The sequence below is a fragment of the Acidovorax sp. WCS2018Noco2-16 genome, from assembly GCF_031843945.1.
Taxonomy (GTDB): Bacteria; Pseudomonadota; Gammaproteobacteria; order Burkholderiales; family Burkholderiaceae_C; genus Paracidovorax.
Genome location: NZ_JAVTJJ010000003.1, coordinates 320,638 through 337,823 on the forward strand (window position 1 = coordinate 320,638; position 17,186 = coordinate 337,823).

General features: G+C 70.4%; 12 protein-coding genes and 1 pseudogene. 8 read left to right on the plus strand and 5 right to left on the minus strand.

Going from position 1 to position 17,186, the window contains the following annotated elements:
• The first annotated feature begins 5 nt into the window (after positions 1–5).
• Genes RQI28_RS10925 through RQI28_RS10945 form a run of 5 tightly spaced genes read left to right on the plus strand, consistent with a single transcriptional unit; the run spans position 6 to position 7,618 of the window.
• Positions 6–1,145, plus strand: a complete 1,140-nt coding sequence (locus RQI28_RS10925) for an AAA family ATPase (protein WP_311222162.1) — start codon at positions 6–8, stop codon at positions 1,143–1,145.
• A gap of 45 nt (positions 1,146–1,190) precedes the next feature.
• Positions 1,191–1,736 carry a CbrC family protein gene (locus RQI28_RS10930; protein WP_311222163.1) on the plus strand — a complete coding sequence of 182 codons (546 nt, stop codon included), beginning with the start codon at positions 1,191–1,193 and terminating at the stop codon, positions 1,734–1,736.
• Positions 1,737–1,748: 12 nt separating this feature from the next.
• Positions 1,749–4,196, plus strand: coding sequence for a DUF5682 family protein (locus RQI28_RS10935; protein WP_311222164.1), 2,448 nt, complete (start codon positions 1,749–1,751; stop codon positions 4,194–4,196).
• Between the two features lie 7 nt (positions 4,197–4,203).
• A complete protein-coding gene (locus RQI28_RS10940) occupies positions 4,204–5,328 on the plus strand; it encodes a VWA domain-containing protein (RefSeq protein ID WP_311222165.1) in 1,125 nt (374 codons plus the stop codon).
• Between the two features lies 1 nt (position 5,329).
• Positions 5,330–7,618: an SWIM zinc finger family protein gene (locus RQI28_RS10945; RefSeq protein ID WP_311222166.1), complete on the plus strand. Its 2,289-nt coding sequence runs from the start codon at positions 5,330–5,332 to the stop codon at positions 7,616–7,618.
• 436 nt (positions 7,619–8,054) lie between these two features.
• Here the strand turns inward: RQI28_RS10945 and RQI28_RS10950 are convergent, their stop codons facing one another.
• Both RQI28_RS10950 and RQI28_RS10955 read right to left on the minus strand, forming a co-directional pair.
• Positions 8,055–9,419 carry an aminotransferase class V-fold PLP-dependent enzyme gene (locus RQI28_RS10950; protein ID WP_311222167.1) on the minus strand — a complete coding sequence of 455 codons (1,365 nt, stop codon included), beginning with the start codon at positions 9,417–9,419 and terminating at the stop codon, positions 8,055–8,057.
• Positions 9,419–10,333 (minus strand): amino acid ABC transporter substrate-binding protein, encoded by a 915-nt coding sequence (locus RQI28_RS10955; RefSeq protein WP_311222168.1) that lies wholly within the window; start codon positions 10,331–10,333, stop codon positions 9,419–9,421. Before RQI28_RS10955 ends, RQI28_RS10950 begins: the two co-directional genes overlap by 1 nt.
• A gap of 148 nt (positions 10,334–10,481) precedes the next feature.
• Between RQI28_RS10955 and RQI28_RS10960 the strand changes: the two genes are divergently transcribed.
• Positions 10,482–11,447, plus strand: a complete 966-nt coding sequence (locus RQI28_RS10960) for a LysR family transcriptional regulator (protein WP_311222169.1) — start codon at positions 10,482–10,484, stop codon at positions 11,445–11,447.
• Positions 11,448–11,507: 60 nt separating this feature from the next.
• Here RQI28_RS10960 and chrA read toward each other — a convergent pair whose 3' ends face one another.
• Together chrA and RQI28_RS10970 are read right to left on the minus strand one after the other, a co-directional pair.
• On the minus strand, positions 11,508–12,893 hold the full coding sequence (chrA, locus tag RQI28_RS10965; protein WP_311222170.1) for a chromate efflux transporter: 1,386 nt from the start codon (positions 12,891–12,893) through the stop codon (positions 11,508–11,510).
• 124 nt (positions 12,894–13,017) lie between these two features.
• Positions 13,018–13,926 (minus strand): LysR family transcriptional regulator, encoded by a 909-nt coding sequence (locus tag RQI28_RS10970; RefSeq protein ID WP_311222171.1) that lies wholly within the window; start codon positions 13,924–13,926, stop codon positions 13,018–13,020.
• A gap of 78 nt (positions 13,927–14,004) precedes the next feature.
• Between RQI28_RS10970 and RQI28_RS10975 the strand changes: the two genes are divergently transcribed.
• Complete coding sequence (locus RQI28_RS10975; RefSeq protein ID WP_311222172.1) at positions 14,005–14,904, plus strand: aldo/keto reductase family oxidoreductase; 900 nt, start codon at positions 14,005–14,007, stop codon at positions 14,902–14,904.
• Positions 14,905–14,986: 82 nt separating this feature from the next.
• Here RQI28_RS10975 and RQI28_RS10980 read toward each other — a convergent pair.
• Positions 14,987–15,880: pseudogene (locus RQI28_RS10980) on the minus strand (rhodanese-like domain-containing protein); the annotation flags it as partial.
• Between the two features lie 295 nt (positions 15,881–16,175).
• Between RQI28_RS10980 and RQI28_RS10985 the strand changes: the two are divergent.
• On the plus strand, positions 16,176–17,186 hold the full coding sequence (locus RQI28_RS10985; protein ID WP_311222173.1) for an EamA family transporter: 1,011 nt from the start codon (positions 16,176–16,178) through the stop codon (positions 17,184–17,186).

Here is a 17,186-nt window from a genome sequence, read left to right on the forward strand (position 1 = left end):
CCGCCATGGCCACCTCCCGCAAGTCTTCCGCCGCCCACGCCGAGCCATCGTCGCTGCAGCGCCCGCCGGCCGAGATCCAGCACGCCGCACAGCTGGCCCGACTGCTGGCGCAGGACGGCGCGAACCCGCGCCCGCCCGGCTGGCAGCTGAGCCTGAAGGCCGCGCGCAGCTTCATCCTGGGCGATGCGGCGCTGGGCATCGAGCCCAAGATCGTCGCGCCCGTCGCCAGCATCGAGCGCATGCTGGTCACGCTGGCCACCGGCCGTGGCCTGATGCTGGTGGGCGAGCCCGGCACGGCCAAGTCGATGCTGTCGGAATTGCTGGCGGCGGCCATCAGCGGCACGTCCACGCTCACCATCCAGGGTGGTGCGTCGATCACCGAAGACCAGATCAAATACGGCTGGAACTACGCGCTGCTGATCAACGAAGGCCCGAGCCCGCGCGCGCTGGTGCCGGCGCCGCTGTACCAGGGCATGCAGGCCGGGCAGGTGGTGCGCTTCGAGGAAATCACGCGCGCCCCGCTGGAGGTGCAGGACTGCCTGCTGGGCATGCTGTCGGACCGCGTGATGGCCGTGCCGGAACTCGCGGGCGAGCACGGCATGCTCTACGCGCGCGAGGGCTTCAACATCATCGCCACGGCCAACACGCGCGACCGCGGCGTGAACGAGATGAGCGCCGCGCTCAAGCGCCGCTTCGACTTCGAGACTGTCTTCCCCATCCTCGACTTTGATCGCGAGCTGACGCTGGTGCAGGAATCGTCCGCGCGCCTGCTGGCGCAAAGCGGCATTCCGAAGACGGTGCCACAGCCCGTGCTGGAATTGCTGGTCAGCACCTTCCGCGACCTGCGCGGCGCGGTCGACGGCAAGGGCGCAGCAACGGGCGGCGATGGCGCCATGGACCGACTGACCGCCGTGATGTCCACGGCCGAGGCTGTCAACGTGGCCCATGCCGTGGGCGTGCGCGCCTGGTTCCTCGAGCAGCGCGAAGGCTCGCCGCAGGACCTGGTCGACTGCATCGCCGGCACGGTGGTCAAGGACAACGCCGACGACCGCGCCAAGCTGCGCCGCTACTTCGAGCAGAAGGCGGCCAAGCGCGAGGGCGCACATTGGCGGGCTTACTACGAGGCACGGCATCGCCTGCCCTGACGCGGCGCCCAGCGCCGGATTCGCTCTCCATCCCGACGAGATTGCATGACGCCCCTGCCCCGCTTCCGCTACCACCCCGACCCGCTTGCCACCGGCTGCGTGAGAGCAGCCGACACAGTGTGCGAATGCTGCGGGCAGGCGCGCGGCTTCATCTATACCGGCCCCGCGTACTCGGAAGACGAGTACCAGGACTGCATCTGTCCCTGGTGCATCGCCGACGGCTCGGCCCACGCGCGGCTGGACGTGAGCTTCACCGACAGCGAGGGCATCGGTGGCTACGGCGGCTGGGACGCCGTCGTAGCCGCGGTGATCGACGAGGTGAGCTGCCGCACGCCCGGCTTCTACGGCTGGCAGCAGGAACAGTGGTGGACGCACTGCGGCGACGCCGCGCAGTTCATGGGCCGCGCGGGCCAGGCCGAACTGCTGCAGGCCGGCGCGCAGGCGATGGACGCGATCCAGGCGAACACCGGGCTGCAGGGCGAGCCCTGGGAGCGCTTCTTCCGCGCGCTGGACAAGGACGGATCGCCCACGGCCTACCTGTTTCGCTGCCGGCATTGCGGACAGTGGGGCGGCTACCAGGACTGCGACTGAGCCTTGGACCGCGTGCCGCCCCTGATCCTCGGCGTTCGCCACCACAGCCCCGCCTGCGCGCGGCTGGTGGCGCAGCGCATCCGCGCGCTGAAGCCGGCCCATGTGCTCATCGAAGGCCCGGCGGATTTCAACGCCCGGCTGGACGAGCTCGCACTGCCGCATCGGCTGCCCATCGCCATCTACAGCTACTTCTCGCATGACGAGGCGCACCGCGGGTCGTGGTCGCCGCTGGCCGAGCATTCGCCCGAATGGCAGGCGCTGCAGGAGGGGCGGCGCGTGGGCGCGCAAGTGCGCTTCATCGACCTGCCGGCCTGGCACGACGCCTTTTCGCGTATGGAGAACCGCTATGCCGATGTGGCCGACGCCGAGCATGAAGCGCGCGCCGAGGCCTACGAAGATGCGCTGACCGACGCGCTGTCGGTGCAGGGCCGCGACGCGCTGTGGGACCACCTGTTCGAGGACGGGAGTGACGGCGATGAACTCGCGCAGCGTCTGGCCACCTATTTCGACCATCTGCGGCCCGACGGCGACCCGGGCTCGCTGGGCAACCAGGCACGCGAGCAGATGATGGCGCGCTGGATCGCCTGGGCCATGGCGCAGCGCGACGGGCTGGTGCTGGTGGTGTGCGGCGGCTACCACGCACCGGCGCTGGCGCGGCTGTGGACGGGCTGTTCGGGCGAGATGCCCGAGACGCCCGCGCCGTCCGGTCTGGCGCACGAGGGCATCGCGGCGGCGCCTGCCACCGCGCCGCGCTTCGGCTCCTACCTCGTGCCCTACACCTTCAAGCGCCTCGATGCCTTTGCCGGCTATGCCTCGGGCATGCCCTCTCCGGCCTACTACCAGTGGGTGTGGGAGCACGGCATCGAAGGCGCCGCGGCCCGCGCGCTGGAGCGCGTGGTGCGCCGCCTGCGCGAGAAGAAGCTGCCCGCGTCCACCGCCGACCTCATGGCCGTGCACCTGCGCGCGCTGGGCCTGGCAAGGCTGCGCGGCCATGCGCAGCCGCTGCGCAGCGACTGGCTTGATGCGCTGGCCGGCGCGCTGGTCAAGACCGCGCTCGACGCACCACTGCCCTGGACCTACCGCGGGCCGATGCGCACCGGCACCGACCCTGCGCTGGTCGAGGCGATGGATGTGCTGGCCGGCGACGGCGTGGGGCAGCTGGCGCCCGGCACACCGCAGCCGCCGCTGGTGGACGCCGTGCGCACCGAACTCGCCGCGCTGGGCATTGCGCTGCGCGGCACGCTGCAGCTCGATCTGCTCAGCAACACCGAGCGCGCGAAGAGCCGCACGCTGCACCGCCTGCGCATCCTGGGCCTGCCTGGCGTCGTGCGCAGCCGCGGACCCCAGCAGGCGCTGTCGGGTGAGCGCACCGAGGTCTGGCAATTGACCGAGCCCTTCGAGCAGCAGGCCGCGCTGATCGAGGCCGGCGCCTGGGGCGCCACGCTGGTCGACGCGGCGCGCGCCAGGCTCGAAGACGAGCTGCGCCGTGCGCAAGGCCGCATCGTGCCGCTGGCCGAAGGTTTGAACCAAGCCGCCTGGGCCGGCCTGGCCGCGCTCAGCGACCGGCTGCTGCGCGAGCTGCAGGCATCCATTGCAAGCGAGCCCCGCTTCGAGGCCCTGGCACCTGCGCTGGGGCTGCTGCAGACGCTGCTGCGCCATGGCCAGATGCTGGGCATGGCCGACGCGCCAGTGCTGCGCGTGGTCATCACCGCCGGCTTCGACCGCGCGCTGTGGCTGCTGGAGCCCCCGGCCGCCATTGCGCCGGCCGACCTGGACGACCACCTGCAGGGCCATATCGCGCTGCGCCGCATCGTGGCGGACGAAGTGGCTGACGCCGAAGCCGCCGTCGGGTCGGGCCGGCCGGACCACGCCGCGCTCGGCATCGAACCCGCCCGTGCCGTCGCGGTGTGGCAGCGCAAGGCCGCCGACGCGGCGGCCGCGCCCGTCAGCCGCGGCGCGGCGCTGGGCGCGTCCTTGAGTCTGGCCGCGCGTGGCGTGGACAGCGGCGCCAACGTGGCGGATGCGATGGCCCTGCTGGGCGCCATGCCCGCACCGGTGCTCGGCGACGCACTCACGGGCCTGCTCGCCCTCGCCCGAGAAACCCTGTCGTCCGAGCCCGCCTTCGCCGCCGGCATGGACCGTCGGGTGCAGGCGCTGGACAACGCCGACTTCGTGCAGGCCCTGCCCAGCCTGCGCGCCGCCTTCGCCTGGCTGCCGCCGCAGGAGCGCGGTGCCCTCGCCGATCAGGTGCTGGGGCTGCACGGCGCCCAGGGCGTGTCGCGGCGGGCCTTGACGCAGCCTTTCGCGGCCGGAAACTCGTCGCAAGCTTGGGCGGCAGCGCACGCGGCCGAGGCATCTGCCCTCGCGGCCTTGCAGGCGTGGGGTATCGCATCCGCCGAAGTCCTGGCGATGGCACCGGGCGATGAGCCCAGCGGCACGCGCCCGAAGAACGCAAACTGAAGAACTCATGGCCCTGGAAATTCCTTCCGCCCTCCAACGCTGGCGCCTGCTGCTCGGCGATCCAGCCGAGTCGGCCTGCGGTTCGCTGAGTGCCGACTGCCAAGCTGCCGACGCGGCCCTGGAGTGGCTGTACGGCCGCGATGGCGAGCGTGCCTCGCGCGGCGAGCGCAGTGCGGGCCTGGGTCCGTCGGCGCTCAGCGTGCCGGACTGGATCAACACCATCCACGCGCTCTTTCCCAAGGAGGTGATCGAACGCCTGGAGCGGGACGCGGTGGAACGCTTCGGCATCGACGAGGTGGTGACCAACCTCGACGTGCTCGAGCGCATCGAGCCGTCCGAATCGCTGCTGCGCGCGGTGCTGCACACCAAGCACCTGATGAACCCCGAGGTGCTGGCTGCGGCGCGCAAGCTGGTGGCCGAGGTGGTGCGCCGCATCATGGAGAAGATGGCCACCGAGGTACGCCAGGCCTTCAGCGGCACGCGCGACCGGCGCCGCCGCTCGCGCATGAAGATCGCACGCAACTTCGACTTCAAGCGCACCATCGCCAGCAACCTGCACCGATACGATCCGGCGCGAAAGCGGCTGTACCTGGAAACGCCCCTCTTCAACAGCCGCACGCGCCGCCACGTGGAGCCGTGGGACGTCATCCTGCTGATCGACCAGAGCGGCTCGATGGTCGATTCGGTGATCCACAGCGCCGTGATGGCCGCGTGCCTGTGGCAGCTGCCGGGCATGCGCACGCGGCTGGTGGCCTTCGACACGGCGGTGGTCGATCTGACGGCTGACGTGTCCGACCCGGTGGAGCTGCTGATGAAGGTGCAGTTGGGCGGCGGCACCGACATTGCCCAGGCCGTGGCCTATGCGCAGTCGTTGATCGCCAACCCGGGCAAGAGCATCGTGGTGCTGGTCAGCGACTTCTATGAAGGCGGCAATGAGAGCGAACTGGTGCGGCGCGTGAAGGCGCTGGTCGAATCGGGCGCCAAGGTGCTGGGCCTGGCCGCGCTCGATTCCAAGGCCGAGCCGGCTTTCGACCGCGAGATGGCAGCGCGGCTGGTGCGCGAGGGTGCGCAGGTGGGCGCGATGACACCGGGTCAACTGGCGGGCTGGCTGGCCGAAAAAGTGCAGGGCTGAGATGCAGATTCCCGCCAGCATTCCCGCAGCGCCCGGTCCGCTGCGCGCCGACCTCCTCGAACTCACGCCCGAGGCGCTGACGGCGCTGGCCAATGCAGGCTTCGTCAAGCGCGCGCAAAAGGATGTGGCCGCCGGGCTGCTGCCGCGGCTGGAGGTGGATGCCGACGGCACCGTCGCCGCGCACTTCGACGATGGCGTGCTCACCCGCCTGCCGCCGGGGCGCACGCTGCGCGACGCGGCCTGCACCTGCCCAGCCAGCAGCATGTGCCGGCATCGCGTGATGCTGGTGCTGGCCTACCAGGCGCAGGCGGGCGGCGCGGCCTTGGCGGCATCGTCGGCGGCGCAGGCTGCGGGCGAGGCCGAGGCTGCCGCGGATGCCACGAGTGCTGCGGCCGAGGTCCAGGCGGGCGCCCTGCCCTCAGGGGCGGCCCGGCCCGCGAACGCTTCGCCCGACGCTGCCTTCAGTGGCTGGAGCCCGGCCCATTTCGACGACGCCGCTCTGGCTGCGAGCTTCGCCCCCGCGGTGCTGGAGCAGGCGGCCAGGCTCGCGGCTGCGCGCCCGGTGATCGCGGTGCAGCCCGGCCACGGCGCGCACGCGGCGCCGGTGGCGCGCCTGCCGCTGTGCAGCGTGCGCTTCTTCTCGCGCAGCTCGCTCGTGCATGCACGGTGCGACTGCCAGCAAGGCAGCGGCTGTGCCCATGTGGTGCTGGCGGTGTGGGCCTTCCGTGAGGCCGGCGAGTGGCGGCCGGGCGAAGCCGAGCGCATGGTCGCGCTGTCGCCGCGCCGTGCCGAGGGCTCGGCGGCGGAGGGCGTCGTCGCCACGCGCTGGCTGGACGGCGAGGCGGCGCAGGCCGCGCGCGCGCAGCTCGACGCCCTGCTGCTCGCGCTGTGGCTCGAAGGCTCGGGGCAGCCTCTGATGGCGCTGTCGGCACGCGTCGAGGCCCTGCGCGCGCAGCTGCAATCGCTGGGCTGGCGCTGGGTCGAGGACGGCCTCGACGAGCTCTGGATGCTGCTGCAGGCACAGCAGGCGCGCAGCAGCCGGTTCGACGCCCAGCGCCTGCTGGACGTGGCGGCCGAGTTGTGGGCGCGGCCCCGTGCGGCCGCACACGTACAGGCGCCAACGATGCCGGGCGCTGCACCACCGCCGCTGCATGCCAGCCAGATCCTGGGCCTGGGCGTGAAGGGCGAAGTGGCACTGAGCCACCTGCGGCTGGTGTCCCTGGGCGCCGTGCTCTGGTCCGACGATGAAGGCGAGGGCGCCGACGTGCTGCTGGCCGACCCCGACACGCAGAGCGTCACGGTGCTGGAGCGGCAATGGCCGCGCACCGCCGATGCAGTGGCCGGCGGCACGCCCGCGCCACTCACGGGCCGGCGCGTGGCGGGTTTTCCGCTGCGCCAGCTCGCGGCCGGCCAGATCATCACCAAGACCGCCTTGCGCCGCGCCAACGGCCGCATCGACATCACCGCCGGCGCGCGCCAGACCGGGGTGATGCCGCTGTCGCCCACTTCCTGGGACGCGCTTCGCGCGCCGCTGCGCCAGGGCTCGGTGCGCGATCTGATGGCACAGCTGAAGAACAGCCTGCCCGAGTTCGTGCTGCCGCGCCAGGCGGCCAGCGGCGCCGCAGCGGGCTCGGCGGGTGCCTTGCACGTGCTGGCCTGCGAAGGCCTGCGGGTGCAAGGCAGCCACTGGGATGCCGCCGCGCAGGTGCTGCACGTGCAACTGCGGGCCTGCGGCGGTGAGGCGACTGCGGCCGATGCGCATGCCGATGTGCCGGCCGATCCGTCTGCCGATGAAGTGCTGCATTTGGCCCTGCCGCACCGCGCCGCCGCGCCGGGCGCCGTCGATGCGCTGGCGCGCGCCGTGGCGGGTGAGTGGGGCGCCCTGCGCGCCGTGGCCGGCACGGTGCGGCTGGAGGGCGGTCTGGCGCGGATGCAGCCACTGGCGCTGCTCACGGCGCAGCGGGCGGTGGTGCTGCAGGTGGAGGCGCCCGCGACGCAAGCGCTGGCGCTGCAGGCTCGCCCCACGCCGTGCTCGGCGCGCAGCGCGCTGGTGCACGACACGCGGGCCCTGCTGGCGCAATGGCTGCGCCAGGGCCTGCGGCACCAGGGCGGCGGCCTGGCAGCGCGCGTCGAGGCGCAAGTCACGGCCCTTCAGCAGGCGGGCCTGGGTCGTTGCGCCACGCAGCTGCAGGCCGTGCCTACGACGTTGCGCAGTGCCAACCGCGCAGCCTTGCTGCCGCAACTGTGCACGCTGAGCCTGCTGCTGCAAGCTGTGGCGCAGGCCGGCTAGGCATCTGTGGGGCAGAAGGGGGGCGCCAAGATCGACGCAGTCCAGGTCGGTTGCATGCTGACGCGGCGCCAGGCCTGCTGGGCAACCTGTCGTGTGCTGCAAAGATCCAAGGCATGCCGTGCTGCGCCCCGGCATGGGCGCTCCCATCCCGTGGTGCGCGCCAGCACCGTGCGCTTTGAAGACAGCGCCCGCGGACATCGACCTGCGGGCGAAGAGCCGGTCCCACAGGCTGATCTGCGTTGAATCTTCCAGCTTGCTGCTCTACGAGCTGCAGAACCAGCCCGCGCTGCTGGCAGGGCCGGGCTGCGCCGCTCGCAGGTGAGAAGGCATCACAGCGGGTGGTGACGGACGGCAGGCCCATGCCCATCATTTGCTATTAAAATAATAGCTACTTGCGCTTGATGTATAAGCGCTGGAGCCCTATTTCATGCTTGAATCAGCCGCCACCCGAGTGTGCGCGAACGATGTCCTGTGTCACGCGCAGAAAGGCGTCCACGTCGTCAGCCGTATGGCAGTGCAGCGGCGACACGCGCACCGCGCCCTGCAACCCGAACGATTCGAGCATGCGGCGTGAATACAGGCTGGCCACGCTGCGCTCGTAGACCGTCACGCCGCGCAGGCCGTATTCGTGCACGGCCTGCGTGCATTCCACGCCGTCGATGCCAATGGCGATGATCAGGTCGCGCAGCGTCAGGTCGTCATGGTCGAGGAACACCTGCACGCCGGGTTGCGTGCGCAAACCCGGAGGCGCATCGCCATCGCCGCCCTCAAGCAGCCGCGCCAGCAAAGCCCGTTCATGCAGCGCGATGCGCTCGATGCCGGCGGCGAACAGCGCGCGGCGGTTGGGCGCACCGGCATCGGCGCCCGCCGTGCCGGGCAGTTCGTGCAAGGCCTGTTCACCCAGCCAGCACACGTAATCGGCGATCTCTGTGACCACGGCGAACTGCCCGGGCGACGAGCTGCCCAGGTCCCAGAAGCCTTCCGGCTTGGCCGACAGCTTGTGGTGCGGCAGTGCGGCCGCGCGGTCCGACAGCCAGGCGAGGCCCGAGCCACGGCAGCCGAAGAACTTGTAGGGCGCCAGGTTGATGCCGTCCACCGGCGTCTTGCGCAGGTCGATCAGGCCGTGAGGCGCGTGCTGCACGGCATCCACCAGGATGTAGAGGTCGGGCTTGATGGCGCGGGCTTGGGCCACGATGCGTTCCAGATCGAGCTTGGCGCCCGAGATGTTCGACGCGTAGATCACGTTCAGCAGCGTGGTGCCTTCGTCCACCAGGCGGGTGATGGCCTCCACGTCCACGCCGCCCGTGGCCGGGTTGCTGGGCGCCACGCGCAACTCGCGCCCGGTCTCTTGCGCATAGCGCTCCATCGCGTCGTAGGAGGACGGGTGTTCCAGCACCGTGGTGACCAGGTTGGTACCCGGCACGTTCAGCGCGATGGCGCGCACCATCTCGAACATGGCGCCCGATGCGGTGAGCGCGGCGTGCACGCTGCCGCCTTGCACGTTCAACATCATGCGCAGGTCGTCGGTGCCGGTGGACTGAATGGCCTGCAGCTCGCGCGCCACGGGGTGGATGCGCTCGGTGTTGTCGGGCACGGCGTCCACCAGCGCCAAGCGCTCCACCGCCGCCTTCAGTCGGAACGAGCCGCCCGCGTTGTCGAAGTACATGCGCGGGCGGCCCGCATGGTCGGCATCGACCTGCAAAAAGCGCGCGCGTACCTCGCGCATCAGCGTTGGTGGAAACAAGTTGCCCTGTGGGTAATGGGCCGGAGAGGAGTCGCCCAAAGCGTCGCTCACCGCCATCACACGCCCTTCTTGCTCGGGTTGCGGTAGGCCTCGCGCACGGCCTCCGTCATGGGGAAGTTCAGGTTCACGTTGGCAGGCGGAATGGGCTGGGTGAACCAGCGCGTGTACAGGCGTTCCATCTCGCCGCTCTTCATGAGTTCGGTCACAGTCTCGTCCACCAGCGCCTCGAACTGCGGGTCGTTCTTGCGGAACATGATCCCGTACGGCTCCTGGCGCAGCACCACGTCGCGCAGCATGCGGTAGTCGCCCGGGTTGGGCGACGTGGCGATCAGGCCGGCCAGCTGCACGTCGTCTAGTACGTAAGCGTCTGCGCGGCCGTTGGCCATCAGCAAAAAGGCGTCTGCCGTGTCCTTGCCGGTGACTTCACGCACGTCCACCGCCTCGGTGCGCTTGTAGGTGCGCAGCAACTGCACGGACGTGCTGCCCGCCACGGTGGCCACCGTCTTGCCCGTCAGATCGGCCAGCGAGTTGATGCCCGAATCCTTCTTCACCGCCACGGTGATGCCGGCCACGAAATGGCTGGGCGCGAACGCCACCTGCTGTTGGCGCACCACCGAATTGGTGGTGGTGGCGCAGTCCATGTCCACGGTGCCGTTCTGCATCAGCGGAATGCGGTTGAGCGAGTTGAGCAGCGTGTACTGCACGCGCAGCGCCGGCAGGCCCAGCTTGGCCTTCACCGCGTCCACGATCTTCAGGCAGATGTCGTTGGAAAACCCCACCGGATCGCCATTGCCCCGCGGCGTGTACGAGAACGGAATGGAGCTGTCGCGGCTGCCGATGTGGATCACGCCGGTCTGCTTGATGCGGGCCAGAGTGTCGATGTCCTGCGCATGGGCGGCGCCGGGGCCGAGCAGGCAGGCGCCCAGCAGGGCGGCCAGGGCGTTGAGGGGCAGGCGGCGTGAGGAGGTCATGGCGGGCGTTCCTTTCAAGGGATAAGGCCGTGTGTCGGAGCGATGACACGGAGGGTGCAGGCCATTGTGAAAGTCGGGTTACTTTTCAAAAAGCGATTTTTTGTGCTGGAATCAAGTGAGCAAAAGTGATGAGTGGCGAAAAGTGATGATGACCTTCAAGCAACTGGAAGCGCTGTACTGGATTGGCCAACTGGGCGGCTTTGCGCCGGCCGCGCGCAAGCTGCACACCTCGCAGTCGGCCGTGTCCAAGCGCGTGCACGAGCTGGAGCAGCTCTTCGACACGCCCCTGTTCGACCGCACGCAGCGCACCGCTCGCCTGACCGAAAAGGGCGAGGAGATGTTCATGCTGGCGCGCAAGCTGCTGCGCGACCGCGACGCCGCCGTGGAGCAGTTCGGCAAGCCCGAGGTGATCGAGCGGCGCCTGCGCATCGGCGTGACCGAACTCACCGCCATGACCTGGCTGCCGCGCCTGGTGGCCCTGGTGCGCCAGCACTACCCCAAGGTGACGCTGGAGCCTGACGTGGATGGCAGCCTGCCCCTGCGCGACAAGCTGCTGGCCGACGGGCTCGACCTCATCATCGTGCCGGACGCATTCGCCGACACGCGCCTGCCCGCCACGTTGGTGGGCCAGGTCGACAGTGCCTGGATGTGCCGCCCCGGCACCGTGCCTGCCGGCATCGTGCGCCTGCACGAACTGGCCGGCCATCGCCTGCTGGTGCAGGGCAACGCATCCGGCACCGGGCGCCTGTACGACGCCTGGCTGCGCGAGCGCGGCGTGGAGCCGGCCGATTCGCTGGTGGTGAGCAACCTGGTGGCGCTCATCGGCCTGACCATCTCCGGCCTGGGCGTGAGCTACCTGCCCCGCCAGTGCCTTGCGCCCCTGGTGGCCGCGGGCCAGTTGGCCGAGATCGACGTGCAGCCCCCACTGCCGCCCGTGCCCTACGTGGCGATGGTGCAGGGCAGCCACCGCAGTGCGCTGGTGGCCTCGGTCATCATGCTGGCGCAGTCGTGCTGCGATTTCACGCGGGCGTTCCAGGCAGTGCAGGCCGCAGCGGGTGGGGTGGACGCAGCGGACCTGGCGCACGCGCGGCCGGTTGCGGCAGCGCCCGGCTGACGCCGGCGATCCGCCGTCGCCGTGCTGCGGCGCACGGACCGCAGGGCCGTCAAGGCCCGCTCAACCGCCCGCCAGCCGCATCGCCGCGCCGGCCGCACCCGCCAGCGCCAGCACCGGCATCACGCCCCAGCGCAGCCGGAACAGCGCCAGCGCCGCCAGCACGCCGATGCCGGCGGAGGCGGCATCGAAGCGCCCGCCCAGGCCTTGCGGCCACAGCACGTGGTAGGCGAAGAACACCGCCAGGTTCAGGATCACGCCCACCACCGCGGCGGTGATGCCCCGCAGCGGCGCGGTGAACTTCAGCTGGCCATGGGTCGATTCGATGAACGGCCCGCCCAGCAGGATGAACACGAACGAGGGCAGGAAGGTGAAGAACGTCACCACCGTGGCCGCCACCGCGCCGGCGAGAAAGAGCGACTCGGGCCCGAAGATTGCCCGCGTCCACCCGCCCACGAAAGCCACGAAAGACACCACCATGATGAGCGGCCCGGGCGTTGTCTCGCCCAGGGCCAGCCCGTCGATCATCTGGGCTGCCGTCAGCCACTGGAAATGGTCCACCGCGCCCTGGTACACGTACGGCAGCACGGCATAGGCACCGCCGAAGGTCATCAGCGCTGCTTTGGTGAAGAACCAGCCCATCTGCACCAGCACCGAATCCACGCCGTACGCGGCACACAGCCCGCCCATGGCCGCCAGCCACAGCGCCACGCCCAGGCCCAGCACGTTGCGAAAGCGCGGCCAGGCGAACACGGCATGCGCGGGCACCGGCGTGTCGTCGTCGATCAGCGCGGGCGCCCGCCGCGCGCCTGTCGCCCCGTGGGCCGGGCCCGCGGAAAAGGCCGCAGGCGACACCTTGCCGCCCACGTGGCCCACTGCCGCCGCCAGCAGCACGATCACGGGAAACGGCACCTGCAGCGCAAAGATGGCGATGAACGCGGCCACGGCGATGCTCCAGAGCCACGCGTTCTTCAGCGTGCGCGAGCCCACGCGCCAGGCCGCCTGCGCCACCAGGGCCGTCACCGCCGGCTTGATGCCGTAGAACACCCCGGCGACCAACGGCACGTCGCCATGCGCGAGGTACAGCCAGGAAACCCCCACCAGAATGAAGAGCGAAGGCAGCACGAAGAGCGCGCCCGCGACGATGCCGCCCCAGGTGCGGTGCAGCAGCCAGCCAATGTACGTCGCCAGCTGCTGGGCTTCGGGGCCGGGCAGCAGCATGCAGTAGTTGAGCGCGTGCAGAAAACGCCTCTCCGAGATCCAGCGCCGCCGGTCCACCAGCTCTGCGTGCATCAGCGCGATCTGCCCTGCCGGCCCGCCAAAGCTGATGAAGCCGAGCTTGAGCCAGAAGCGCCAGGCCTCGGCCAGACCCAGGGGGGCAGGGCGCGCTGGCTCGGCGGTGTCATCAGTGTCGACGGTGTCGGCGGGGGGCGTCACGACCACGGGCATGCGGCTCTCCTGAATGCGGGTTGGATGGAATGCGCGGGCGCTGGCCGCCGCACCGGAGCGAGTGGCCCGGGTGGATGGGCCGGTGGTGACAGCCCGGAAGGGCGTCCGCACGCGTGCACCACGGTCAGCGGGTGGAGGGGTGTGCACGAACGAAATCCGCGAAGGCCCGCAGCGGGGCCGGAACCAGCCGGTGCCCCGGGTAATACAGAAACGGCCCGGAAAAAGGCGGCCACCAGTCGCGCAGCACCGGCTGCAGGGCGCCGCTGTCCAGGTGCGGCTGCAGCCAGTCCTGGAACAGGTAGACCAGGCCCATGCCGGCCACGGCCGCGTCCACGGCCAGGTCGGCGGCCGAGCCGGCTTGCACGACGAGGGCCGGCGCCGGGTCCACCTCCAGCCTGTCGCTGCCGCGCTCGAATGTCCACCCGGGCATGGACCCGCTGTGGAAGCGCACCCGCAGGCAGGCGTGGTCCAGCAGGTCGCGCGGGTGCTGTGGCGTGCCGCGCCGCGCCAGGTAGTCGGGCGAGGCGGCGCAGGCTAAGTGCTGCACGCGGGGGCCGATGGGCACGGCGATCATGTCCTGCTCCAGCCGCTCGCCATACCGGATGCCCGCATCGCAGCCGGCCGCCAGCACGTCGACGAAGCTGTCCTCGGCCACCACTTCCAGCAGGATGTCGGGGTACGCAGCGCGGAAGTCCGCAACGATGCCTGGCAACACCAGCTTCAGCGCCGCGACCGGCACGTTTAGCCGCAGCGTGCCGGCAGGCTGCTGCCGGAAATCGTTCACCACCTCCAGCGCGGCTTCCACTTCGCGCAGCGCGGGCGAGAGGCGCTCCAGCAGCCGCTGGCCGGCTTCGGTCGGCGCGACGCTGCGCGTGGTGCGGTGCAGCAGGCGCACGCCCAGCTGTGTTTCCAGCCGCCGCACGGCGTCGCTGACGGCGGAGGCCGACACCCCGCTCTGACGCGCGCCGCCGCGAAACCCCTGCGCCTTCACCACGGCGACAAAGGCGTTCAGATCACTCAGGTTGGCTTTCATTGTCCGGAATTCTGCACGGGGCGTGCGGCGCGGGCGGGCTTATCGCCGGCCGCAGGCCTTCCTAGACTGGCTCCACACATGAAAGGCACTTCCGTGCAACGCATCGACACCACCGACACCTTCACCCTGGGCGACCGCACCGTTCGCCGCCTGGGCTACGGCGCCATGCAACTGGCCGGCCCCGGCGTCTTCGGTCCGCCGAAGGACCGCGCAGGCGCACTGGCCGTGCTGCGCGCCGCCGTGGACAGCGGCGTGAACCACATCGACACCAGCGACTTCTACGGGCCGCACGTCACCAACCAGCTGATCCGCGAAGCACTCAGCCCGTACGGCGACGACCTCACCATCGCCACCAAGGTCGGCGCCCGGCGCGACGCGCAAGGCGCCTGGCTCTCCGCCGCCACGCCCGAGGCGCTGACCCAGGCCGTGCACGACAACCTGCGCCACCTGGGGCTGCACGTGCTGCAGGTGGTCAACTTTCGCGCCATGTTCGACACCTTCGGCCCGGCGGAAGGCTCGATCGAAGCGCCTCTGGCCGTGCTGGCCGGGCTGCAACAGCGAGGCCTCATACGCCATATCGGCCTGAGCAACGTGACCCCCACGCAAGTGGACGAGGCCCGCCGCCTCTGCCCCATCGTGTGCGTGCAGAACCAGTACAACCTGACGCACCGTGGCGACGATGCGCTGATCGACCGGCTGGCGCGGGACGGCATCGCTTACGTGCCGTTCTTCCCCATGGGCGGATTCAGCCCGTTGCAATCGGCCGCGCTGTCTGATGTTGCGCGGCACGTCGGCGCCACACCGCTGCAGGTCGCCCTGGCGTGGCTGTTGCAACGGTCGCCCAACCTTCTGCTGATTCCGGGAACCTCGTCCGTGGACCATCTCCGGCAAAACCTGGCCGCAGCCGCCGTGGTGCTGCCGTCAGACGCCATTGCCCGGCTGAACCAAGCTGTCGCCCCCGCAGGCCCGCAGCATTGAGGGCTGCGCGCCGGCGAAAAGCCCTTGCCGCCCTTGCCGCCCTCGCCACCCGTGGCGGCGGGGCCATTGCAAGGATGAACGCTCAACCCGGCGTTGGCAGCAGCCGGATGCCGGTCGCACCTTCGCGCTCCAGCTGCGCCACCAGGCCCAGCTCCCAGTCCAGGTACTGCTGGAATCCTGCATCGCGCAACGCCAGGTCGCTGTGCGCATAGGGGCTGTACCAATGGTCGTTGTCGCCGGTGAGCACGCCCTCGTCGCCCGCGGCCACCGGCAGGCCGGCGGCCGCCCAGGCGGCGGTGCCGCCGGCAATGGCCCGCGCGTCGCGACCGGTGCGCGCTGCCAGCTCGGCCGCCACGGTGCGCGCCAGCAGGCCGTCAGGTGACGTGATGAGCACCGTGTGGCCCTCGGGCAGGTCGGCCACGAAGTGCGCCAGGCGGTCGGGCACGGCGAAGCGGGCGCCAGGAATGTGGCGCTTTTCAAAGGCAGCGCGGCGGTCTACGTCGAACACGGTGGCATGGCCGGCCTGCACCAGCGCGTCGGCCTGCTGGGGCGACGCCAGCGGGGTGGGTGCGTGCAGGGCCAGCACGCGCACGCGCACGGGCTCGGGGCCGGCGACCTGGGTGGCGCGCTCGGGCGGCGTGTAGACCGCCACCTCCCAGCCGCCCAGCTGCGCCAGCCAGGCGGCGGTGGTCAGGGCTCGCACGCCGTCCCAGTCGGCCAGCACGATGCGCGCACCGCGCGCGGCGGCGTATTCGTCGGTGGCCTGCACCAGCTGGTCGCCGGGCGCCCAGCGCCAGCCTTCCAGGTGGCCGGCTTCGTATTCGCCCTGCGTGCGCACGTCGAAGCGGTACAGCGTGCGCTCCTCCCTTTCGGATTCGAAGCGCTGCAGCGTGGCGGTGTCGATGCGCAGCACGCCGGCGCGTGCGGCCACGGCAGCGGCGCGTTCGCGGGCGGCGGCCAGGGTGGCGGGTGCGGGTGGCCGCGCCTCGCCGACCTGGCCGGCAACCTGCAGGCCGAGCGGCCGCGCTACGCCCAGGCCATCAAGACAGCCGGGCTGTCGCTGCGTTGACGCGCCAGCCTCTTTTAATGGTCAAAAGTGCCCGCAGCGCTTATTTGATAAGCGCAAGCAGCTATTAAATCAATAGCAAAATAAAAAGGAGTGCTGGAAGAAGGCATGCGAGCACAGCGACGGCACCGGCCTGCAAGTTGTCGTACAACTGCCTAGAATGCACCGTTTTGGGGCGATTGGCGCTCCGAGCGAAAGTGCTGCCTTGTCCTCTTCCCCCTCTGGCGCGCCTGCCGCGGCCGCGCCGCGCCACGTTTTTACCCAACGCAGCACCGTGTTTTTGCTGGCGCTGCTGTGTTGCCTGCTGTGGGGCAGTTCGTTCCCGGCCATCAAGTCGGGCTACGCGCTGCTGGGCATTGCGGGTGACGACATTCCGTCCAAGCTGGTGTTTGCCGGCTGGCGATTCGCGGCGGCCGGCCTGCTGCTGATCGCCTGGGCTGCCGCCACCGGCCGCCGTCTGGGTGGCTGGCCACCGCGCGTGTGGGGCCAGCTGGCGGTGCTGGGGCTGGTGCAGACCAGCCTGCAGTACGTGTTTTTCTACATCGGCCTGGCGCACACGACGGGCGTCAAGAGCTCGATCATGAACGCCACTGGCACTTTTTTCAGCGTGTTGCTGGCCCACTGGATCTATCACAACGACCGCCTGACCTGGCGCAAGGCGTTGGGCTGCGGCGTAGGATTCGTCGGCGTCATGGTGGTCAACCTGGGCGGTGGTTTGGCCGGCGCGGTGCCGGGCATCGAATTCACCTTGCTGGGCGAAGGCTTCGTGGTCATCGCCGCGCTGGTGCTGGCCGTGGGCGGCATCTATGGCAAGCGCATTTCGCAGCACACCGACCCCATCGTGATGACCGGCATCCAACTGGCCGTGGGCGGCCTTGTGCTGCTGGTGGCCGGCTACGCCATGGGTGGCACGCTGGGCCACGTCACGCCGGCTTCCACCGCGCTGCTGGCCTACCTGACGGTGCTGTCTGCGCTGGCCATATCGATCTGGAGCGTGCTGCTCAAGCACAACCGGGTCAGCCTGATCACCGCGTTCAACTTCATGATTCCGGTGTTCGGCACGCTGCTGTCGGCGCTGTTCTTGAACGAGAGCATTCTGGAGTGGCGCAACGCCGTCGCGCTGGTGCTGGTGTGCTGGGGCATCTGGCTGGTCACGCAGGCGCCGGCGGATGCTGCCCCGGCAGGCGTATCAGAACGATCCGTCCGCAAGGAGTAG

Excerpts from the sequence above, each read along its gene's own strand:
- RQI28_RS10970 (WP_311222171.1), bottom strand. The coding sequence starts at position 13,926 with ATGAAAGCCAACCTGAGTGATCTGAACGCCTTTGTCGCCGTGGTGAAG.
- RQI28_RS10960 (WP_311222169.1), top strand. The coding sequence starts at position 10,482 with ATGACCTTCAAGCAACTGGAAGCGCTGTACTGGATTGGCCAACTGGGC.
- RQI28_RS10975 (WP_311222172.1), top strand. The coding sequence starts at position 14,005 with ATGAAAGGCACTTCCGTGCAACGCATCGACACCACCGACACCTTCACC.
- RQI28_RS10950 (WP_311222167.1), bottom strand. The coding sequence starts at position 9,419 with ATGGCGGTGAGCGACGCTTTGGGCGACTCCTCTCCGGCCCATTACCCA.
- RQI28_RS10925 (WP_311222162.1), top strand. The coding sequence starts at position 6 with ATGGCCACCTCCCGCAAGTCTTCCGCCGCCCACGCCGAGCCATCGTCG.
- RQI28_RS10930 (WP_311222163.1), top strand. The coding sequence starts at position 1,191 with ATGACGCCCCTGCCCCGCTTCCGCTACCACCCCGACCCGCTTGCCACC.
- RQI28_RS10945 (WP_311222166.1), top strand. The coding sequence starts at position 5,330 with ATGCAGATTCCCGCCAGCATTCCCGCAGCGCCCGGTCCGCTGCGCGCC.
- RQI28_RS10955 (WP_311222168.1), bottom strand. The coding sequence starts at position 10,333 with ATGACCTCCTCACGCCGCCTGCCCCTCAACGCCCTGGCCGCCCTGCTG.
- RQI28_RS10940 (WP_311222165.1), top strand. The coding sequence starts at position 4,204 with ATGGCCCTGGAAATTCCTTCCGCCCTCCAACGCTGGCGCCTGCTGCTC.
- chrA (WP_311222170.1), bottom strand. The coding sequence starts at position 12,893 with ATGCCCGTGGTCGTGACGCCCCCCGCCGACACCGTCGACACTGATGAC.